Source organism: [Mycobacterium] manitobense (assembly GCF_025821665.1).
Classification (GTDB): Bacteria; Actinomycetota; Actinomycetes; order Mycobacteriales; family Mycobacteriaceae; genus Mycobacterium; species Mycobacterium arseniciresistens.
The window spans coordinates 12,941-33,624 of the sequence record NZ_JACKSJ010000025.1 but is presented as its reverse complement, the minus strand read 5'-3'; the positions used below and the strand labels follow the sequence as shown (position 1 = coordinate 33,624).

The following is a 20,684-nucleotide window of genomic DNA, read 5'->3' as shown; positions in this document are numbered from 1 at the left end:
GTAAACCCCCGCAGCCGTGCCGGCGCCGCTTTCGCCATAAATCGTCGCAGGCGTCAACGCGCCGTCATGGCCGGGGCTACTCCGCGCGGCTACGCACCAACGTCCAGTGATTGCCGTCGGAGTCGCGGCGGTAGGACAATTCGTCGAGCACCCGGTGGGCGATCGCCAGGCCGCGGCCTCGCTCCGAGAACCCGTCGGGCATCTCGGCCTCCGACAGGTCGATCGGAGAGGGTCTGCCGTCGTCGGTGAAGATCGCCTGGATCGACTCGGGAAGCACCCGGACCTCCATTCGGAGGTGGACGGGCTTGCCTCCGCCGGAGTGTTCGATGATGTTCGCCCCGATCTCACCGACAGCGAGATCCATGTACATACGCACCATTTCAGGGATGTCGTGCGCGGACCAGACGTGGTCGAGGGTCTGCTGGATGGCGTTCAGCGTCTCCGGCCCGGTGGTGGTGTTCAGCACGTACGGCGTGTCAGGTTGGGCCATCGAATGCACCGTCTACCGAATCGTGAACGCGCAGAACTCGATTGAGGTTCGTCAGTTCCAGTACCGTGACCACCTGCCGGGTGGGCGCCGCGATGCGCAGATCTCCACCGGCCTGACGTGCGGCCTTCAGACCGGAGATCAGGGCACCCAACCCGGACGAGTCGATGAACTCGGTCCCGCTGAGATCCACCACCAGTTTGGTGCTGCCCGCCTCGACCAGGCCGTGCAGCTGCTTGCGCAGACCGGGGGCCGCGACCATGTTGAGGCGTCCCTCCGGCCTGATCACCGTGGTGTCGGACGCTGTCGTACGCGTGGGATATTGGGTCATAACGCTCCTTCCGATCGATATCCGCGGTAGCGAACCGCCTGGATCACGACGCTGAGAATCAACAGGTCGAACAGCACCCAGAAGAGGTTCACGCCGACGCCGAGGACGGAGATGGCGCCGAAGTACAGCCGGACTATCCCGATCACCGAAGCGACGACCAGCATCGCCATGGCCGCCAGCTGCCAGGTCACCAGGTGCCACGGCGTGGCGTTCACGGCCTGTCGGGTCTTCGGCGTCACTGCGAACCCGAGCGGGCGTCCGAAATAGACGTTGCGAAACGCCGTGATACACGCCTTGATCCAGACCGGGAACAACGCCAGGCTGTACTGCTGCCCTCGCCACGTCGGGGTACCGCGGCTGATGACGATGAACATCAGCTGGTTGAGGAGCAGGAAGGGGATGAGCCGGCCGAAGAAATCCCAGCTGTAGGCCTGCACCGGCATGATGCCCAAGATCAGGTAGACGGCCGGAGCCGCGATGTAGGCCAGCGCGGCGAATCCGGCGAGGTAGCTGTACATGGTCGACCAGTACATGAGCTTCTGGCCCAGACTGAGGCCCTTCTGCACGAACGGGTTCTCCCGCAGCATCACCTGGATCGTGCCCTGCGCCCACCGCAGCCGCTGCGTGAGCATGGTGCCGGCATCCTCGGGTGCCAGCCCTTCACAGAGCTTCTCGTGGTGGTAGGCCGTTCGCCAACCCATGGAGTGCATACGCATGCACGTCGCCATGTCCTCGGTCACCGAGATCGTCGCCATCGGTAGCACCGGTTGCGCCTCGTCGTCACGGTCCACGTCGACCGACCGGATCAAGGCGCGGATCGACTCGATCGCACCCAGCGGCGACCACTCGCGGTCCGCCAGCGTGGCGAGCGCCTCGTCGTCGAAGACGAGATCGGCCGCCGGGTCCTCCAGGTCTGCGCTCATCGCGGCGATCATCTCCAGATCCGCCCGCATCGCCGTGATGTCCGAATCGACCAGGGTGCGTGCCGCGGCGTCGACACGCTGCTGGAACGTATACGTGATGTCGGCGAGAGGCCGCTTGTCGCGCAGTTCTCGGCGGGCGTCACGCACGGCATCGCGGACCGCATCGAGCGCGGCCTGAGCATCGCGTTCGTCTGACCCGATCTGCCCGGCGGTCTGTTTGAGGATCTTGTCGGCGGTGTAGAGGGTGCGCTTGATGCCCTCCTCGATCGCCCGCACATAGCCGCGGATGCCGAGTTGCATCAACGCTTCCCGGCGCAGCACGGCGTTCGAGCCGCAGAAGTACGCGGCGTTCCAGCCGTCCTTACCCTGCTGGATCGGACCGTAGAACAACGGCGCCTGGCTGCCCAGCGGGTCGCTCATCGGCACGTTGTGGAAGAACTGCGGGGTCTGCACCAACGCCATGTAGGGATCCCGGAAATAGCCGAGCGTGTTGTCCAGGATCTCCGGGGCGGGCACCTGATCGGCGTCGAGCATCAGGATGAACTCGCCGTCGGTCTCGAAGAGTGCGTTGTTCAGATTGCCCGCTTTGGCGTGGCGCGGCTTGTCCTTGGTCCAGTGCGCGGACCGGGTGATGTAGCCGACGCCCTGTTCGGCGGCGGCGGCAGCCAGTTCGGAACGGTCACCGTCGTCGAGGATCCACGTACTGTGCGGGTACCGGATGTCCTGCGCCGCTGTGGCGGTCGCCATCACCATCTCGATCGGTTCGTTGTAGGTGGTGATGAAGACGTCGACGGTGGCGCCTTCCGGCGGCGGTCCGGGTGGGTTGCGGCGGAGCGTCCGCCACATCGTCAGCCCGAAGAGTTGAGAATCGATCACGCTGTATGTCTCTGCGACCACCAACGGAACGGCGATCCACCACGCCGCCCAGTTCACCGACGCCAGCCATCGCCACACGATGTAGTTGACGCCGAGGAGCATCGTCACCAGGATCAGACCGCGCAGCCACGGCGATGGATACTTCCCGGCGGCGACCTGGGGCAGCTGATGCCTCACGACGGCTCGCGTCGCACGGCCACCAGCGTGACGTCGTCCAGCGGAGGAGTCCGGGCATGCAGGCTCCGGGCGAAGTCGCACAGTTCGGCGGGGTCGCGGTATTGAGACACCAATTTCAGCGCGGGCCGGACGTCGATGCCGTCGCCGACCAGGTCGAGGACGCCGTCGGAGGCGATGACGAGGGTGTCACCGGGTTGCAGCGTCACCTCGCCGCGTGTCCAGGTGTACCCGGCGAGCACACCGACGGGGAGGTCCTCGCTGTTGAGGGGTTCCACCCGGGAGTCCTCGCGGATCACCGCCGCGAAGCCGTGGCCCGCGTCGACGAACTCCACCCGCCCGCTGTTGATGTCGAGCTTGGCGTGGAACAGGGTGACGAACGTGTCGGTGCTCGCCAGATCCTCACTCAGTTGCGCCGCAATGGAATTCACCGTGTCGGCGACGTCGACGTCGGTCGCGGTGAGCCGGTCGACAGCGCGGGAGGCGGCCCGCAGGGACGAACGCACACTGGCCGCGAGGATGGCCGCACCCAGTCCCTTGCCCATCACGTCCGCGACGGTGAAGATGGCGCCACCTTGCACGCGGTAGTGGTCGTAGAAGTCACCACCCACTGCGTAGGCCGGAAGACACATCGCGCAGACCGAGTAGCCCGGCAGGTCGCCCAGCGGCCGGGGAAGCAGTTGCCGCTGGACGGCCGAAGCCCGCTCGAGGTCGTCGGAGCTCTCCAGCTCGCGCTGTGCCCACGCGGCGAGCTCTTTGAAGGCCTGCAGTTCGGAGTCCGCCAGTGCCCGGGGCTGGTTGTCGAAGATGCAGAAGGTGCCCACCGGGTGACCGCCGGGCCCGTAGAGCGGATAGCCCGCGTAGAACCTGATGCCGTCACCCCCGACGCCCGGCACGCACGCGAACTCGGTGTCGGCGGCGTCCTCGAGGATCAACGCCGGCTCCTCCGGGTGCTGGTATGTGCGGGCGATGGTGGCCTGGCACACCGAATTGCGCCGCGTCGTCTGGGGGCCCAGCGAGAGGCCGTCGGCCTGCTTGAACCACTGGCGGTCGCGATCGATCAGGTTCACCGATGCCATCGGCACGCCGAACACACAGCGCGCCATCCTGGTGATGCGGGCGAACCGGTCCTCCTGCGGCGTGTCGAGGATGTGCAGTTGCTCGAGGGAGCGCACCCTCTCGTTCTCCACCTCCGGCGGCAGCGCGTACCGCTGGCTCAACGTCTCGGTGTTCACGCCGCCGCCTCACTCAGCGATGCGCCCATCGCCGCGGCCGCAGCCGTGGTGCTGGTCAGTCGCCAATCGGTTTCCTTGTCGTGGTGGAACCAGATGAAGCCGATCACCTGCGGCTCGCCGGCCATCATGCGCACCAGCTCGCCGATCCACTCGGCCTTGTCGCCGCCCGCCTCGGTGCACCCGACCTCGGTGACCAGGATGGGCTTGGCGTCACAGAGCCGGCGCAGCTCGGCCAGCCCGTCGCCGAAGATCTCCGTGGGTGCGGTCCACCGGCTCCCGGGCAGGGTGGTGCCCCAGTTGTAGCCGTCGATACCGAGCACGTCGACGTACTCGTCGCCCGGATACCAGGCCGTGAGCGGCTCACTGCAGATCGGTCCGGCGTCCGGCGCCCACACCCAACGGACACCGGTGGCGCCGGACTCCTGGAAGAGGTGGTGGACGTGCCGCCACGCCGAGACGAACTCCTCGGCGGAGATTCCGGCCCCGGGAGACCACGGATACCAGGTGCCGTTGAATTCGTGGGCGAATCTGAGAAGAACCCGCGATCCGGTGAGTTCGTCGGCCCACCGTCGGAGGTAATCGTCGTAGCAACCGGAATTGATCTTGGGGAGAATGGCTCCGTCAGGCTCCGCGGATTCGCGGTGCCACAGTCGGGGCTCCCAGGTGATGACGGGTTCGGCTATGCGACCGATCACGGCATTCACCTTCGCCACCGGGGGCGGGGAGGCAAAATCCTCGTACCAGAGCACGAATTCAGGGGTTCTGCCCACCGCGTCAGCCACCTCCGCGAGCTCCTGCGCGGCCAGCGGCCCTCCCTGCGTGCTCACCCCGAAACGCAACCCGCCGGCCATTCGCCTCCCGCCGTCCAGCAAATTGCCCCGATTCAACCATAGGCACCGGCGGCCGTTGAAAGGGCCGGAACGATCGAAGTGGTTCGAGCACAGTGATGTCGGCGCCGGCCACTAGCGTTGCGCCCATGCCACACCCCATTCACCACGTCCTGGTGGAGTCGGCCGATCCCTCGCAGCTGGTGCGGTTCTGGTCAGCCCTGCTCGGCCTACCGGTGGTCGACGGCACGTCGGTCGCGCTCGGCGAGGATGCCGCGCTTCGGTTCGCCGCCACGGACGAACCGAAGCAGGTGAAGAACCGGTTGCACCTCGATCTGGCCACCACGTCCGCCGAGCATCCGGACGACCTGGTTCGCAGCGCCCGCGACCTCGGCGCGCGGCCCGTCGACGTCGGCCAGACAGATGACGTGCCCTGGGTGGTGCTGGCGGACCCCGGCGGCAACGAGTTCTGCGTGCTGGAACCGCGTGACGAGTACCGCGGCATCGGCCCTGTCGCCGCGGTCGTGTTCGATGCGCTCGACCCCCGTGCGCAAGCCCAGTTCTGGGCCGAACTCACCGGGCTGCCCGTCACGCGGTCCCATCCGCAGTACGCGTCGCTGCGGCAGGACGGGCGCTTCTGGGTGGAGTTCATTCGCGTCGACACGCCCAAGCGGGTGCGCAACCGGGTACACCTCGTTCTCGCGAAGCACGACGCGGACCTGCCGCACACGGATCCTGAAGGCAACGAGATCCTTCGCTGCTGACGGGGTTCTCGAGCCGCTGCGGCGAGCGGCGCCTCAGGGACCGTACGGCGACTGCTGGTAGGGGTTCTGCGGCGCGTACGGGTTCTGGGGCTGATACGGGTTCTGGGGTTGAGCCGGCACCTGGATCGGGATCGGAACCGGGACGAACGGCACCGTGACGTAGGTCGTCGTCATCGGGTTCGTCGTGGTGGTCCGTGTCGTCGTGGTGGTGGTCGGCGGTGTCGTGGTGGTGGTCGGCGTCGTCGTCGTCGGGGTCGTCGTTGTGGTGGTCGTCGTGGTGGTGGTGGTGGTGGTCGTCGTGACGGGCTGCGTGGTCGGCGGCGGAGGAGGGGGAGGCGGCGCGGGTGGCTGCGTCGTGGGTGGCGGGGGTGGCGGCGGAGGTTCGCTGACCACCGTGAGCGCCGGCGGCGGCGGAGGCTCGCTCGGGGGCGGCGGTGGCGCACTGGCCGGCACCCGCGTCGTCTCCACCTGCGTGCTCGGTGTCGTGCTGCTGGAGCTGGTCAGCCCGTAGGCCACGCCGCCGACTGCGACCAGTGCCACCACCGCCGCGAGGCCGATCACGATCTGCGGCAGACCGAGCCACGGCCGGCGCTGTTCGATCGGTCCGGTGCCGGGCACGTACTGCACCGGCGGTCGCGCTCCGGTCGCGCCGCTCTCGAACCCAGTGTCGAAGCCACTGGAGTAGGGGCTGTCGTAGGCGTCGCCCCCGCTGTACGGCACGGGTTCGCCGGCGCCGTCGTCGTCCTGCGACCAGGCGAGTGCCCGGAACGTCGCCGAGCCGGGCGCATCCGCCGCGGCCTCCTCGACCACCGGCGGGACGACGACCGTCGGCGCCACGCCGGTCTGCGCATCCGATGTCGGTCCGTAGGCGGCGAACAGTGCGGCGCCCACCGCGGCGTCGAGGGCCGGCTGCGGCGTGGTGACCACCGGCGCCCGCGAGTACTCAGAGAGACGCTGAGTGATCAGCGGGATGCTCGCGCCACCACCGATGGTGACCAGTGCGGAGACGTTCGCCCATCCGATCCTGTTGCGCGCCAGTGCATTGTCGAGGGCAGTGAGCACGCCGGTCAGCGGGAGGTCGGCCATGCCGTCGAGTTCGGCGCGGGTGACCCGCACCGTCGAGCCGTAACCGGGCAGCTCGACCGGCAGCTCGGTCATGGTGACCGCCGACAGCCGCTCCTTGGCCGCCCGGCACTCGTCCCGCAACCGGCTCAGCGACCCGACGGCCGCCGTGCCGGCCGGGTCCGTGCCCCCCGCGGCCGCCACGCCGTCGAGCACGTGGGTGAGCAACGCCTGGTCCAGCTGGTCGCCGGAGAAGTCGGCGATCCGGGTGGTCTCGTCGATCGGCTCCAACAACGCGCCCGCATCGGCCAGGGTGATGCTCGTGCCGCTGCCACCGAAGTCGAGCAGTACGACCACGCCCTGCGACGGCAATCCCGGCTCGGCGTTCAGCGCGGACAGCGACGCCACGGCGTCGGGCACCAGCCGCACCGGTGTGCCGCCGGGCGCGAACCGCGGGTTGGTGCGCAGCGCGCTGCGCAGGGCCCACAGCGTGGAGGCGCCCCAGTGCGCGGGGACGGCGATCGAGAGTTCCGGCGATCCGGTCGCTCCGGCGACGTCCACCATCGCGTCGAGCGCCTCGACGAGCAGGGCCTCGGCCTTGTAGGACGAGCCGTCGGCAGCCACCAGCGGCACCGGATCACCGACCCGCTCGACGAAGCCGCTGAGCACCACGCCCGGTCCGGCCACCCCGTGCTCGAGTGCTGAGCCGACCTGCGGTGTGCGGTCGCCGAACAGGGTCAGCACCGAACGGCGCGTCACGGGTCGGTCGCCGACTCGCGCCGCAACCAGGTTGGTGGTGCCGATCGACAACCCCAGGGGGTCGCTCATAACGCCCCACACCCTAGCGCCCCGGATCAGGGTCGGCCGTCAGACACTCCGCGCTGAGCTGCGCCAACCGCGTTCGGCCAGCACGGTTTTGACGTCCCCAGCAACCCTCTACTCGCCGTGTCACCGGTAATTGACGCGCGTGCGGCAACCGATCTGCGGCCGGGACGGGCGCGTTTGGCCGCAGCGCCGCTGGGTATCTCACGTCCATGACGTCACTCTGGCTCGCCGACCGCGTGCAACAGGCAGCACACCCCTCGTCGGTGTCCTCCGACTTCGACCGCAACGCCGACGTCGTGGTGGTCGGTGCTGGCATCACCGGCCTCACCACGGCCGTACTGCTGGCGCGCGCCGGCCGCAACGTCCTGGTGCTCGAGGCGTTCACCGTCGGCGCGGGGGCCACCGGGAACACCACCGCGAAGATCAGCGTGCTGCAGGGCAGCAAGATGTCGAAGATCGTCGGCAAGCACGGGCCGAAGATCGCGAAGATGTACGCCCAGGGCAATCGCGAGGGGCAGGAATGGCTGCTCGGATACTGCGAGGCGCGCGGCATCTCGGTGCAGCGCGAGGACGCCTACACCTACGCCCAGACCGAGAAGGGCGTCAGTTCCGCGCGTCAGGAACTCGAGGCCTGTCAGGCCGCCGGGCTGGCCGCGGACTGGGTCGACGACGCCGACGTGCCGTTCGAGTTCAACGGCGGTGTGCGCCTTGCCAATCAGGCTCAGTTCGATCCGATGCCGTACCTGGACAGCCTTGTGGTCGAACTCGACGAACGCGGCGGCCGGCTGGTGCAGAGCACGCGGGTGCAGCGGGTGTCCGGGCACGGTGACGGCCTCGCGCTGAGCGTGCGCACATCGGCGGGTGAGGAATTCGACGTGCACACCAAGCAGTGTGTGCTGGCGACCGGCATCCCGATCCTCGACCGCGGCGGATTCTTCGCCCGGCTCAAGCCGCAGCGGTCCTACTGCATGGCCTACAAGGTGCCCGGCACCCTCCCCCGTGGGATGTACCTCTCGGTGGACTCGCCCACCCGGTCGGTGCGCTACGCACCCACCCCTGACGGCGACCGCCTGATCGTCGGTGGGGCCGGCCATCCCGTCGGCCGCGAGAAGAGCCCGTCGTCGTCGGTGCAGGAACTCGACTCCTGGGCCAAGCAGCACTACCCGGGCGCCATGCAGACCCACTACTGGTCGGCACAGGACTACACACCCGCCGACGAATTGCCCTACGTCGGGCCGATCCTGCCCGGCGACGACAAGATCTTCGTGGCAACGGGTTTCGACAAATGGGGGATGACCAACGGGGTCGCCGCGGCACTCGCGCTGTCCGGACGCATTCTCGGTGGCCGGATGGACTGGGCGGATGCCTTCGCCAGTTGGAGTCCGCACGAGCTGTCCGGGATCCCGAAGGCGTTGCAGGCCAACCTCGAGGTCGGGTTCAACCTGGCCAAGGGCTGGATCACGCCGGTCACCCGGATGGGGGACCGCTCGCCGGAATCCGGCGGAGTGGTGAGCGGACCGCCGTGGGACCTGGAAGCCAGGTGCCGGGTGAACGGGGTGGAGCACCGGGTGTCGCCGGTGTGCCCGCACCTGGGCGGCATCGTCAACTGGAACGACGCCGACGAGGCGTGGGAGTGCCCGCTGCACGGGTCGCGGTTCGCGCCGGACGGCACGCTGTTGGAGGGTCCTGCGACCAGGGGGCTGACTGCATCCGTACAGTCAGCCCATGGGTGACATCGACGACATCAAGCAGGTCAAGTACCGCTATCTGCGGGCGCTGGACACCAAGGACTGGGAAACGTTCGCCGGCACTCTCACCGAGGACGTCGCCGGTGATTACGGCGAATCCCTCGGCGAGGAGCACCGTTTCACCGACCGCGACGGTCTTGTCGAGTTCATGCGCACGTCGCTGGGGCCGGAGATCGTCACCGAGCACCGCGTCAGCCACCCGGAGATCACGGTCGACGGCGACGAGGCGTCGGGCACCTGGTATCTACAGGACCGGGTGATCGCGGCCGACTTCAACTTCATGCTCATCGGGGCGGCGTTCTACCGCGACCGCTACCGGCGCACGCCCGACGGCTGGAAGATCAGCGCCACCGGCTACGACCGCACCTATGACGCGAGCATGTCGCTGGAGAACCTCGACTTCAAGCTCAAGAAGGGCCGCGCACTGCACCTGTAGACAGCGGTCGCCGGTGCCCTACTGGGCGATGGCGATCAGCGCGCCGGGGCGCAGCCAGCGCATGATCCGCACCAGCGTCGCGTCGTCGATGGCGACGCAGCCCGCGGTGGGCCCGCCGTCGGTGCTGTGCAGGAAGAACGCGCCGCCGTTGCCGGGCACGCGGGCCTTGTTGACGCCCATCACCACGGCGTGTGCGTACTGCGGGATCTGAAGATTCTCGGTGCCACTGGCCAACGAGGTGTTGAACGGGCAGCGGTCCTTCTTGCACACCTGCATCGTGTTGTAGGTGGGGCTCTTCATGTCGCCGTCCCACCAGTGATCCGGTCCGACCTGGACGTACTTCAGCCCACCGCCCGGATTCGGTTCGGTGCCGAAGGCGAAGTCCAGGGTGAACACCCCCATCGGCGTCTTCATCTGTCCGTCGTGGGTCTGCGGAGCCATTCCGTTGGCGCCGATGAACGCCGGGATTCCGGCACCCACCGGCTGCCAGCCCGCGGCGGTGCGCTCGTAGACGTCCATCTTCGCCTTCGAACCACCAACGCCGACAACCGATATCACCTGGGTGGCGGCCCCGACCGAGCGGGCGAACCACGGCGCCGCCGCTGCTGCGGGCGCCGCCGGGAAGACCGAGAGCACGGCCGCCGCACAGAGCAGTATCGACAACCGGCGCACACACCCATCGTCGACGCCGCCGCTCTCGGTCCTGTCAACGTTCGGACACGATCAGGTCGCAACCGCCTGGTCGGCGAACAGATCCGCCAGCCAGGCCGACCACTTCGGCTGTTCGGCCGCGGCCGCGTCGGCGGCCCCGGCACCGTAGAAGTAGATCGTGATCATCATCCGGCCGTGGTCACCGGCGGTGAAGCCGCCGAACACGGCGAGGCCCGCCGCGGGCTGCTCCAGCCGGACGATCACGTCGCGCAGCGCCGTATCCTGGTGGACGAGATCGACCACACCGGCCAATGTCGGTGCCGCGCCGGTGGTCTGGCAGCGATCGCCGACATCGGTGGCCGACAGGCCGAGCGCGTCGGTGAGCCGCCGGTAGGCCGGACGGATGTCGCCGGTGAACGGCACCATCGCGTGCACCGCTGCGCCGGGCGCTCCGGCAAAGTGCTGCAGGTAGCGGCGGAGCACCTCGAAGAATCCGGGCCAGCCCTGCTCGAAGGTCTCCAGTTCGTCGTCCCAGTCGTCCTTCTCGGTGAAGAGGCTGTGCACCATCCGGATCACGCAGCGGTCACCCGAGCGGGCGGTCACCGTGATCTCGGTGGCCAGCGGGCCGGGCGAAACGGTCGAACTCCAGTCGCGCTCCTCGTAGGCGAAGCGGTACGGCGGTTCCCAGCCGGTCACGGTCCCGTGCTGGGTGAGGCCGCCACCGAAGTCGAATTCGATGTCCCCGCCCTGCTTCTCCTCGATGGTGGTGGGCGTGAACCAGGCGCTGTTGCCGGGGCCGGTCGCGATGGCCTCCCACACCTGTTCGGGGGTGCCGGGGACGAGCAGTTCCATCTCGACCCAGCGGCGGCCGGAATCATCACTTCTCACGGGCACGGGAGTTTTCCTCTTTCGGTGCGGGATAGGCGGTGAGCAGCACCCGGTGGGTGCGGCCGCGTGGGTCGGTCTCGTCGTGGTAGCGCGCCACCAGGGTGGCGACGGCGGCGGACACCTCCTCGGTGAACGCCGCCCGGTCTGCGGGCGAGCGGAACCGGATCGCGGTGTCGACCGTCAGTGTCGCCAGGCGCTTGTCCGCGGCACGGGCGGACCGCCACAGGTCGCCGACTTCACGGACGGTGCGTGCGGCGACGGCGATCAGGTATCCGGCGGAGAGCCGGTCGGCCGCACGGTCGGGGTCCGCGGCGACGGGGCCGAGGGCGCCGGGCGAGACCACGTAGGACGAGGCGGTGGCGATCATCAGGCGTTCGGTCAGCCCACCCCAGCGGCGTTCGCCCGCGGAGGTGACCAACCGGTGCTCCTGCAGCGCCTTGAGGTGGTAGTTGACCTTCTGCCGGGTGATGCCCACCCGGGTGGCCAGCGTCGCCGCGGAGGCGGGTTCGGTGAGCTCCGCGAGCAGCCGGCTGCGGATCGGGTCGAGCGCGCTGACGGCCGCGGCCGGGTCCGCGATCACCTCGACGTCCAACATGTCCGCCAGCCTTCCCCTTGACAGGTTTTGTTGTCAAGGGCAGCGGCTACGTTGAAGCCATGGAACTGCCGCTCCGCCGCCGCCGCGAAGGCCTCCGCCAGATCGGCCGTGGCCTGGGGACACTCGACCGCGAGGTCTTCGAGGCCATCGCCGAATCCCCCAGCCCGCTGCTCGATGCCGTGATGCCGCGGCTGACGCGGGCGGCGGACCATTCGAAGCTGTGGTTCGCGCTCGCCGCCGCCATCGGGGCGTTCGGCAGCGCTTCGGCGAAACGCGGCGCCGCCCGCGGCTTGCTCACGCTCGGCGTGACCAGCCTGGTGACCAACCAGGGCGCGAAGAAGATCTGGAAGCGGGCTCGCCCCAACTACATCGTGGTGCCGCTGGCCCGGCGGTCCCGGCGGTTCCCGACGTCGAACTCGCTGCCCTCGGGTCACTCCGCCAGCGCGGCGGCCTTCGCGGTCGGTGTCGGTCTGGAGAGCCCACCGGTCGGATTGGGACTCGCGCTGCTCGCCGGCCTCGTCGGCATGTCACGCATCGCGGTCGGAGCGCACTATCCGGGCGACGTGCTGGCCGGACTGGGCCTCGGGGCCGGCCTCGCCGTCCTCGGCGGGCGCATCGTGCCGACCGCGGTCCCGACCAAGATGCCGACGGCCGCACCGCTGCGCGTGCACACCGATCCCCGTCCCGACGGCGCCGGCGTGGTGCTGGTGATCAACCCGGCGTCCGGCAGCGGGACGGGAGCCCGGGTGGTCGACGAGGTCCGCGACGCACTCCCCCAGGCCAAGATCGTCGAACTCAGCGGTGACGAGGACCTGAAGACGGTGCTGCGGTCGGCCGCCGAGAGCGCCGAGGTGCTGGCCGTCGGCGGCGGTGACGGGACGGTGTCATGCGCGGCCGAGATCGCCGTCGAACTCGGGATGCCGCTCGCGGTGTTCCCCGGCGGGACCTTCAACCACTTCGCCAGGGACATCGGCTGCGACACCGTGGCCAAGACGATCGACACCATCCAGCGAGGCACCGTCTCGTGTGTCGACCTGGTGTGCTTGAACGACAAGGACATCGTGATCAACACGGCCAGCATCGGGGCGTACCCGATGTTCGTCCAGACCCGGGAGAAGCTGGAGCACCGCATCGGCAAACCGCTCGCCGGCGTCTACGCGATGTTCTACACGCTGCGCCGGGGCGTGCCCGTGCGCATCGAGTACGACAACCACACACTGCAGACATCGCTGTTCTTCCTGGGCAACTCGACATACCTGCCGTCGGGCTTCGCCCCCGCCCGCCGGCACAAGATGGACGACGGCCTGATGGACGTGCGGATCCTGGAGACCGGCCGGCCCTTCAGCCGGTTGCGGATCCTGGCGGCGCTGATGCTCGGCCGGCTCACCCGCAGCCCGCTCTACCACGAGATGCGGGTGCCCGAGTTCAGCTTCACCGCGGTGGACGGGCCGACGGAGCTGGCGCGCGACGGCGAAATCGGAACCGTCTACGACGAGGCGAGTTTCAGCGTTCGCTACCGCGCGCTGCAGGTGTTCCGTCCGCTGCCCTGACCCGCGGCGGCACCAGCAGCAGGCACAGCACGAACCAGGCGTACCCGAGGGCCCACCCGGCGAGCACGTCGGACGGGTGGTGGACGTTGAGCACCACGCGAGCGGCGCCGATGGTCAGCACGATCAGGCCGCCGAGCACCGCCAGCGGTATGCGCAGCCGCGGCCGCACCGAGGGCCAGACGACGGTGAGCACCGCGAGCACGATGGCCATCAGCCCGAGCGCATGCCCGGAGGGGAACGACGTGGAGTGCGCGGCGACCAAGGCGCCCGACGGCCGCGGGCGGTCGGCCGCGGCCTTCGCCAGCTCGGTGACGAGGCCGCTCAACACGACGGAGAACACCAGGAACACGGCGAGGCGATGGCGCCGCCGCACGAATGCCCACACGATCACGAACACCGACAGGATCCGGATCACCACCGGATTGACCACCGTGCAGTACACGTCCCAGCCGGTCACCCAGGCGGGGTGTGCCGCGCCGAACCTGTACAGCGGGTCGAGCGCGGCCGAATCCATGGCGTCCTGCCAGGGCCGACCCTGCGTGAAGCCCAGCCACAACGCCGCATAACCGGCGACGGCCACCAGGGCCGAACCGATGAGCAGCGTGCGTCTGTTCATCCCAACAGCTGTATCACGCGGCACGCTCAGCTACCTTTTGATCATGGCGCTGCTACGCAAGTTGTTCCGCATCGGCAAACTTCCCGACGACATGCGCACGCAGGTCGAGGCCGAGGGCGTCATATTCTGCGCGGAATTCCTCGGCGCGGTGGTGCGGTTCACCGGTCAGGTGCCGGGCCGGCGGTCGGTCGGGCTGGTGCGCGGCTACGGCGGCGCACTCGTGCTGACCAACCAACGCGTCCTCGCGACGCTGTCGGCCATCCCGGGCAAGGCCGGGCGGTCTGTGGACCAGCCGTGGACCGCCGTGCAGAGGGGCATGGTCGCGGGCACCGTGTCCGAAGCGGGCCTGCTTCTCGACATCCCCGACCTCGCCGTCGTCCACCCCGAGTTCTCCGGCCAGTTCTCGCTGACCTACAAGACCGCGCTGCCCGCCGACGTGCTCACCCGAATCCCCACCAGAACCATCGGTTTCGATGTGCCACCCAAGTTCGTCTACAGCGCTCTCGGCATTCCCCGCGGCTGAGCTACCGTGCAGAGATGGCCGTATTCGTCCGCAAGCTGCTCCGCATCGGAAAACTGCCAGGTGAGCTCCGTGCCCAGGTCGAGTCCGAGGGGGTGCTCCTGCTCGCCGAATACGTGCCGGTGACGCGGCGTTTCACCGGGTCGATACCCGGCGCGCGAGCCACCGGCAGCGTCGCCAGCTACACCGGCTCGCTCGCCCTGACCGACGAACGGGTGCTGGCGACGCTCTCGACGGTGCCCAAGCTGGCGGGCCGCACCATCGACCAGCCGTGGTCGGCGCCGCAGACCGGCGCCGTGACCGCCGAGATCTCGGATTCGGGCCTGAAACTCGACGTCGACATCGCGACCGTCGACCCCCGCTGCGAGGGCAGCCTGTCGCTGTACTACAAGCAGGACATCCCCGGCGAGGTGCTGGAGCGCCTCCCCGCGCGGACGCTGGCCTTCGACGTGCCGCCGGAGTGGGTGTTCCGGGCGGTCGGTGTGCCCTACCACCCCTGAGACGCACCGCTGCGGACGGCGGCGGGGTCGTCGTTTGGCGCGCAGGGCCCGGGGTATGAGGCGGGCACTTCGCCCCCTCGACGTCTCCAGGAGTTCACATGGCCCGCGCCACGCTCTCGCACCAACTTCACGATCTCGGCCTGGCGGCCTGGTTCGGCGGCACCCTCGCCAACGCCGTCGCTCTCAATGCCGCCGCCTCGGCCGGCGGTGACCCGTCCCGCGTCGGCGCCGTCGCCAATGCCGGCTGGGACCGCTGGACCCCGGTCAATGCGGCCGCGATCGGCGTCCATCTCGCCGGCGCCGTCGGCCTGCTCAAGCACGACCTCGGCCGGATGCGGGCCCAGCAGGGCGTACCCTCCATGGCCGCCACGAAGATCGCCCTGACCGCCGCGGCGCTCGGCGTCACGGGCTACAGCAGGGTGCTCGGCAAGAAGGTCTCCGAGCACCGCGCGGTACCGGCCGCCGACGGCACCACGCCCGCCGCCGCCACCCCGCCCGACGTCGCCGCGGCACAGAAGCAGCTGAAGATCCTGCAGTGGGCGGTACCCGCACTCACCGGCGGCATCCTCGCGATCGGCTCTTACGCAGCGGAGCAGTACCGGCCCGAGGAGGTCTCCAAGGGAGTGCTGCAGCGGCTGCTGCCCTGATCACGGCAGGGCGTTTTCGGGCACATCCCTTGCGGACGCGTCGACCTGCCGCGGGCTCGGCCAGCGTTGCGGGACCGGCCGCCTGCGGACGTTCTGCGGCCACCAGAACCAGCGCCCGAGCAGCGCCGCAAGCGACGGTGTCATCAGCGACCGCACCACCAGGGTGTCGAAGAGCAACCCGAGGCCGATGGTGGTGCCGACCTGACCGATGACGATCAGCTCGCTGCTCGCCATGGACATCATCGTGAAGGCGAACACCAGTCCCGCGGCGGTCACCACCGAGCCCGTCCCGGCCATCGACCGGATGATGCCGGTGCTCAGTCCGGCGTGGATCTCCTCCCTCATCCGGGACACCAGCAGCAGGTTGTAGTCCGCGCCGACCGCCAGCAGCACGATGACCGACATGGGCAGCACCATCCAGTGCAGCGGTATCCCGATCAGGTGCTGCCACAACAACACTGACAGGCCGAACGAGGCGCCGAGGCTGAGCACCACGGTGCCGACGATCACCGCTGCCGCGGCGACGGCCCTGGTGAGCACCACCATGATCAGGAAGATCAGGATCAGCGCCGCGATGGCGGCGATCAGCAGGTCGTAGTCGGCGCCCTGCTGCATGTCCTTGAACATCGCTGCGCTGCCACCGATGTAGACCGTCGAGCCCTCCAGCGGGGTGCCCTTGATCGCGTCCGCCGCCGCGACGCGCAGTGGCTCGATGTGCGACGTGCCCTCCTCGGTCAGCGGATCGCCTTGATGGAAGACGGTGAACCGGACGGCGTGGCCGTCGGGCGAGAGGAACAGCTTGATGCCGCGCTGGAAGTCCGCCGTCTCGAACGCCTCCGGCGGCAGGTAGAAGTTCTCGTCGTTCTGAGCGGCGTCGAACGCCTTGCCCATCGCGGTGGCGTCCTCCTGGGTGGCCATGTTCTGGTCCTGCTGCGCCTTCTGCGCCTGATACTGGTTGAGCATCATCTGCTTCTGGTTCTTCATCGTCTGGATCATCGCCGGCATCAGCGCCGCCAGTTGCGGTGTCAGATCAGCGAGCTGCTCGATGTCGGGCACCAGCTCCTGGAAGTCGTCGGAGAGCGCGCCGATGCCGTCGAGGCTGTCGAAGATCGACCGCAGCGACCAGCAGATCGGGATGTCGAAACAGTGCGGTTCCCAATAGAAGTAGTTGCGGATCGGGCGGAAGAAGTCGTCGAAGTCGGCCAGGTGGTCGCGCACCTCGGCGACGGTCAGGGAGGTGTTGTTGAACTTGTCGGCCATCCGCCGGGTGACGTCGGCCATCTGCAGCGTGATGGACTGCATCTTCTCCATGGAGTCGATGGTCACCTGCATCTCGTCGGCCTGCTTCAAGGTGTTCTCCAACACCCGCTGCTGATAGTCGTTGTTCATGAGTTGCCCTGTGCCGCTTTGGCTCATGGTGTAGGCCAGCGACGCATGCTCCACCGGCTTGCCGTCCGGGCGGGTGATCGTCTGCACCTGCGCGATGCCGTGCACGCGGACCATCGCCTTGGCGATCTTGTCGATCACCAGGAAGTCTGCGGGGTTGCGCAGGTCGTGGTCGGCCTCGACCATCACCAGTTCGGGATTCATCTTCGCTTCGGAGAAGTGCCGGTTGGCCGCCGCGTAACCGATGTTGGCGGGCACGTCGTCGGGCTGGAAGATCCGGTCGTTGTAGGTGGTGTGGTAGCCGGGCAGGGTCAGCAGTCCGACCAGCGCCAGCACGACGGCCATCACCAGCACCGCACCGGGCCACCGCACGGTGGCGGCGCCGACCCTGCGCCATCCGCGCGAACGTCCCCACCGCCTCGGCTCCAGCACGCGACCGAACCGGCTCGTGATCGAGATCAGTGCCGGCCCGAGGGTCAGCGCCGCGGCGACGACGATCGCCATGCCGATGGACAGCGGGATGCCCATGGTCTGGAAGTAGGGCAGCCGGGTGAAGTGCAGGCAGAGCGTCGCTCCGGCGATCGTCAGCCCAGACGCCAGCACGACGTGCGCCGTGCCGTGGAACATGGTGTAGTACGCCGATTCCCGGTCCTCGCCGGACCGCCGCGCCTCCTGGTAGCGGCCGATCAGGAAGATCGCGTAGTCGGTGGCGGCGGCGATGGCCAGCGTCACCACCATGTTGGTCGAGAAGGTGGTCAACCCGAAGACGTCGTGGTAGCCGAGGAAGGCGACGATGCCCCGGGCCGACAGCAGGCCGATGACCACCATCACCATCGTGACGAGCATGGTGACCACCGACCGGTAGACCAGCAGCAGCATCACGATGATGACGGCGAAGGTCAGCGCCTCGATGGTCTTCATGCTGGCGTCGCCGACGGCGTTCTGATCCGTGGTGGTGGCCGCCGGACCCGTCACGTAGGCCTGCACGCCGGGCGGCGGCTGCACGCCGGCGACGATGGCGCGCACCGCCTCCACCGACTCGTTGGCCAGCGCCTCGCCCTGATCGCCTGCGATGTACACCTGCACGTATGCGGCCTTGCCGTCGACACTCTGCGCGCCCGCCGCGGTCAGCGTGTCGCCCCAGAAGTCCTGGACGTGCTGGACGTGGGTGGTGTCGGCACGCAACTGGCGGATCATCTCGTCGTAGAAGATGTGCGCGTCCGCGCCCAGCGGATCGTCGCCCTCGAGGACGATCATCACGTTGCTGTTGGTGTCGTACTCATCGAACACCTCGCCGACGCGCTTGGTCGCGACCAGCGCCGGAGCGTCGTTGGGGCTCATCGACACCGCGCGCAGCTTGCCCACCTCTTCGAGCTGGGGCACCACGGTGTTGAGCAGGCCGACGATGACAACCCAGGCCAGCACGATCGGGACGGCGAAGGTGCGGATGAACCTCGCCACCCGGGGTCGCGCTGCGTGCCGTGCGGGCGGGATGGCGTCGGTCGGGGTGTCGTCGGCGCCGGCTTGCGCCTGCCACCCGGCGGGGTTGCTCATCTGCCCTCGATTCGCTCGCAAGCTTCGCTCATGCCGCCTTCACCAAGCAGTACGTCGCGGCGTTCACGCCCTGAGCCGTCCTTTCGTCCTTCACTTCGTCGTCGACGAGGACGCGGCAGCCGATCGACTCGCCGTCGCCCTGAGCCAGGATGTTCGGCGTCACCGAGGGCACCGTCGTCTCGAGCCGCAGGGACCACGGCAGGGTCACCTCGCCGGTCCGCTGCGGCAGCCCGTCGAGGTCGGTGTAGTTGATCACCGCGGTGCCGCCCGAGCCGAAGACCTCGTAGATCACGACCTTGGGGTTGAAGTTGTCCGCCGTGTCGGTGCCGACCGGTGTCACCACCGCGCCGTCCGAACCGAACACCGATCGCAGGTGGGCCACGCTGACGACGCCGACCGCGATGGCGACCACGAACAGGAGGGGCAACCAGACGCGTTTGAGCATCACGAAGACTGCGGTCACGTCGACCCTTTCGCGGTGGTGGCTGCCGCAGGCGACCTGGCGGCGGTTGATCTAGAAGGGCAATCTAAGCCGCTAAGTGGATAGCGTCAATCCACTTATGGACGCCCGTTACGCAGATCACTAAACTGACCGTGATGATTGACAAACCATGCCGAGGGCTGCGCAAGGACGCCGAACGCAATCGGCAGCGCGTGCTCGAGGCCGCGCGCGAACTGTTCGCGGCGAAGGGCATGGAGGCCACCCTCAACGACGTCGCCCAGCACGCGAATGTCGGCGTCGGCACCGTCTACCGACGGTTCGCGACCAAAGAGGAACTCGTCGACGCGATCTTCGAACACGGCATCCAGCAGGTCGTCGCCCTCGCGGAAGCGGCTTTACAGCAAGAGGATTCGTGGGACGGCTTCGTGTGGTTCGTCGAGCAGCTCTGCGAACTCACCGCCACCGACCGGGGCCTGCGCCAGATGGTCTACAGCACCGCCTACGGCGGGTACGGCGTCGACTGCGCCCGAGAGCGGATCGCCCCGCTGACGTCGAAACTGGTCGAGCGGGCACGCGACGACGGCCACCTGCGGGCCGACATCGAACCCACCGACGTGCCCTGCCTCGGACTGCTTGCCGGCACCGTGGGCGAGTGGGCCGGGCACGTCGAGCCCGGACTGTGGCGGCGGTACGTGGCGCTGCTGCTCGACGGCATGCGCCGGCGCGAGGGGCAGGAACCCCTCGACGTCGAGCCGCTGGACGAGAAACAGATGGACGCCGCGATGCACGGCTGGCGCCCCGCGGGCTGACTGCCGGGCCTGCTCATTGTGTGACTGGAGTGATCCCTGTGAAATCTGGGTATAAAATCAAGATCCAGCCAACCAAGGAGAGGCCGTGTCCGTCGACAGCCGGTTCGCGCGACGGGCGGCATCGGTCGCCACGTCGGTGACCGCGCTCGCCGTCCTCGCGATGCCTGCCGCCCCGTCGGCATCCGCCGCCCCGAAGTGTTCAGACATCGAGGTGATCTTCGCGCGCGGCACCGATGAACCGCCCGGGCTCGGCGTCGTCGGAAAGGCGCTGGTCGGCGCGCTGCGTCCGATGGTCAAGGGCAAGTCCATCGGCACCTACGCCGTCGAATACCCGGCGTCGTGGGACTTCGTCCAGGTAGCCGCCGGCGCCAATGACGCCAGCCGCCGTGCCCAGTCCACGGCGGCGAAGTGTCCCGACACGAAGATCGTGCTCGGCGGCTACTCGCAGGGCGCGGCGGTCATCGATGTCGTGGCCACGTCGCCGATCGCGGGGCTCGGCTACAGCGCGCCGCTTCCCGCCGCGGTCGTCCCGCACATCGCCGCGATCACCGTCTTCGGCAACCCCTCGGCGCGGGTGGGCCAGCCGCTGACCCGGATGAGCCCGGTGTTCGGCGCACGCACCGCCGACCTGTGCAACACCAACGACCCGATCTGCTCACTCGGTCAGGATTTCGACGCGCACGTCCGCTATCCGCAGTCCGGTCTGGTCAAACTGGCCGCACAGTGGGTGACACGCCACGTGCAGCCGAGCGTCGGCCCCGCACCGTCCAAGAGGTAGCGCCTCCGCGGCGCACCGACGGGCGCCGGATGTGGAATCTTTGAATGAGGCAAAGGGTTG

At 68.6% G+C, this 20,684-nt stretch carries 21 protein-coding genes; 9 read left to right on the top strand and 12 right to left on the bottom strand.

Annotated elements, in window-relative coordinates; translation table 11 throughout:
• Positions 1 to 76: 76 nt before the first annotated feature.
• From H7I41_RS03840 to H7I41_RS03820, 5 genes are all read right to left on the bottom strand, one after another.
• On the bottom strand, positions 77 to 490 hold the full coding sequence (locus H7I41_RS03840) for an ATP-binding protein (RefSeq protein ID WP_264011241.1): 414 nt from the start codon (positions 488 to 490) through the stop codon (positions 77 to 79).
• Positions 477 to 818, bottom strand: coding sequence for an STAS domain-containing protein (locus tag H7I41_RS03835; protein WP_264011240.1), 342 nt, complete (start codon positions 816 to 818; stop codon positions 477 to 479). The genes H7I41_RS03840 and H7I41_RS03835 overlap by 14 nt, the downstream gene beginning before the upstream one ends.
• On the bottom strand, positions 815 to 2,719 hold the full coding sequence (locus tag H7I41_RS03830; RefSeq protein WP_264011274.1) for a glycosyltransferase: 1,905 nt from the start codon (positions 2,717 to 2,719) through the stop codon (positions 815 to 817). The genes H7I41_RS03835 and H7I41_RS03830 overlap by 4 nt, the downstream gene beginning before the upstream one ends.
• A 71-nt stretch (positions 2,720 to 2,790) precedes the next feature.
• Complete coding sequence (locus H7I41_RS03825; RefSeq protein WP_264011239.1) at positions 2,791 to 4,026, bottom strand: GAF domain-containing SpoIIE family protein phosphatase; 1,236 nt, start codon at positions 4,024 to 4,026, stop codon at positions 2,791 to 2,793.
• Positions 4,023 to 4,853: a glycoside hydrolase family 26 protein gene (locus H7I41_RS03820; RefSeq protein WP_264011238.1), complete on the bottom strand. Its 831-nt coding sequence runs from the start codon at positions 4,851 to 4,853 to the stop codon at positions 4,023 to 4,025. The genes H7I41_RS03825 and H7I41_RS03820 overlap by 4 nt, the downstream gene beginning before the upstream one ends.
• A gap of 149 nt (positions 4,854 to 5,002) precedes the next feature.
• On the opposite strand from H7I41_RS03820, the gene H7I41_RS03815 reads away from it, so the two are divergent.
• On the top strand, positions 5,003 to 5,617 hold the full coding sequence (locus tag H7I41_RS03815; protein ID WP_264011237.1) for a VOC family protein: 615 nt from the start codon (positions 5,003 to 5,005) through the stop codon (positions 5,615 to 5,617).
• 33 nt (positions 5,618 to 5,650) lie between these two features.
• Here the strand turns inward: H7I41_RS03815 and H7I41_RS03810 are convergent, their stop codons facing one another.
• Positions 5,651 to 7,507: an Hsp70 family protein gene (locus H7I41_RS03810; RefSeq protein WP_264011236.1), complete on the bottom strand. Its 1,857-nt coding sequence runs from the start codon at positions 7,505 to 7,507 to the stop codon at positions 5,651 to 5,653.
• Between the two features lie 206 nt (positions 7,508 to 7,713).
• Between H7I41_RS03810 and H7I41_RS03805 the strand changes: the two genes are divergently transcribed.
• On the top strand, positions 7,714 to 9,237 hold the full coding sequence (locus H7I41_RS03805; protein WP_264011235.1) for an FAD-dependent oxidoreductase: 1,524 nt from the start codon (positions 7,714 to 7,716) through the stop codon (positions 9,235 to 9,237).
• Positions 9,230 to 9,688, top strand: coding sequence for a nuclear transport factor 2 family protein (locus H7I41_RS03800; RefSeq protein ID WP_264011234.1), 459 nt, complete (start codon positions 9,230 to 9,232; stop codon positions 9,686 to 9,688). Before H7I41_RS03805 ends, H7I41_RS03800 begins: the two co-directional genes overlap by 8 nt.
• Positions 9,689 to 9,706: 18 nt before the next feature.
• On the opposite strand, the gene H7I41_RS03795 is transcribed toward H7I41_RS03800, so the two are convergent.
• Genes H7I41_RS03795 through H7I41_RS03785 form a run of 3 tightly spaced genes read right to left on the bottom strand, consistent with a single transcriptional unit; the run spans position 9,707 to position 11,822 of the window.
• Positions 9,707 to 10,360, bottom strand: coding sequence for a L,D-transpeptidase family protein (locus tag H7I41_RS03795; protein ID WP_264011233.1), 654 nt, complete (start codon positions 10,358 to 10,360; stop codon positions 9,707 to 9,709).
• A 51-nt stretch (positions 10,361 to 10,411) separates the two neighbouring features.
• Entirely contained in the window at positions 10,412 to 11,227 is an 816-nt protein-coding gene (locus tag H7I41_RS03790) for an SRPBCC family protein (protein ID WP_264011232.1), read from the bottom strand.
• Positions 11,217 to 11,822: a winged helix-turn-helix domain-containing protein gene (locus tag H7I41_RS03785; protein ID WP_264011231.1), complete on the bottom strand. Its 606-nt coding sequence runs from the start codon at positions 11,820 to 11,822 to the stop codon at positions 11,217 to 11,219. The genes H7I41_RS03790 and H7I41_RS03785 overlap by 11 nt, the downstream gene beginning before the upstream one ends.
• Before the next feature lie 59 nt (positions 11,823 to 11,881).
• Between H7I41_RS03785 and H7I41_RS03780 the strand changes: the two genes are divergently transcribed.
• Positions 11,882 to 13,372: a bifunctional phosphatase PAP2/diacylglycerol kinase family protein gene (locus H7I41_RS03780; protein ID WP_264011230.1), complete on the top strand. Its 1,491-nt coding sequence runs from the start codon at positions 11,882 to 11,884 to the stop codon at positions 13,370 to 13,372.
• On the opposite strand, the gene H7I41_RS03775 is transcribed toward H7I41_RS03780, so the two are convergent.
• Positions 13,326 to 13,988, bottom strand: a complete 663-nt coding sequence (locus tag H7I41_RS03775; RefSeq protein ID WP_264011229.1) for a phosphatase PAP2 family protein — start codon at positions 13,986 to 13,988, stop codon at positions 13,326 to 13,328. The genes H7I41_RS03780 and H7I41_RS03775 overlap by 47 nt on opposite strands.
• Positions 13,989 to 14,031: 43 nt before the next feature.
• Between H7I41_RS03775 and H7I41_RS03770 the strand changes: the two genes are divergently transcribed.
• From H7I41_RS03770 to H7I41_RS03760, 3 genes are all read left to right on the top strand, one after another.
• Positions 14,032 to 14,511, top strand: coding sequence for a hypothetical protein (locus tag H7I41_RS03770; protein ID WP_276008246.1), 480 nt, complete (start codon positions 14,032 to 14,034; stop codon positions 14,509 to 14,511).
• Positions 14,512 to 14,525: 14 nt separating this feature from the next.
• On the top strand, positions 14,526 to 15,008 hold the full coding sequence (locus H7I41_RS03765; protein WP_264011228.1) for a hypothetical protein: 483 nt from the start codon (positions 14,526 to 14,528) through the stop codon (positions 15,006 to 15,008).
• 98 nt (positions 15,009 to 15,106) lie between these two features.
• Positions 15,107 to 15,655, top strand: a complete 549-nt coding sequence (locus H7I41_RS03760) for a hypothetical protein (protein WP_264011227.1) — start codon at positions 15,107 to 15,109, stop codon at positions 15,653 to 15,655.
• Here H7I41_RS03760 and H7I41_RS03755 read toward each other — a convergent pair whose 3' ends face one another.
• Positions 15,656 to 18,595, bottom strand: a complete 2,940-nt coding sequence (locus tag H7I41_RS03755) for an MMPL/RND family transporter (RefSeq protein ID WP_264011226.1) — start codon at positions 18,593 to 18,595, stop codon at positions 15,656 to 15,658.
• Positions 18,596 to 18,623: 28 nt separating this feature from the next.
• Positions 18,624 to 19,040: an MmpS family transport accessory protein gene (locus H7I41_RS03750; RefSeq protein WP_264011272.1), complete on the bottom strand. Its 417-nt coding sequence runs from the start codon at positions 19,038 to 19,040 to the stop codon at positions 18,624 to 18,626.
• A 152-nt stretch (positions 19,041 to 19,192) separates the two neighbouring features.
• Between H7I41_RS03750 and H7I41_RS03745 the strand changes: the two genes are divergently transcribed.
• Positions 19,193 to 19,846 (top strand): TetR/AcrR family transcriptional regulator, encoded by a 654-nt coding sequence (locus tag H7I41_RS03745; protein WP_264011225.1) that lies wholly within the window; start codon positions 19,193 to 19,195, stop codon positions 19,844 to 19,846.
• 160 nt (positions 19,847 to 20,006) lie between these two features.
• The gene (locus H7I41_RS03740) at positions 20,007 to 20,624 is read left to right on the top strand and encodes a cutinase family protein (RefSeq protein ID WP_264011271.1); all 618 of its coding nucleotides are present in this window, start codon (positions 20,007 to 20,009) and stop codon (positions 20,622 to 20,624) included.
• Positions 20,625 to 20,684 lie beyond the last annotated feature (60 nt).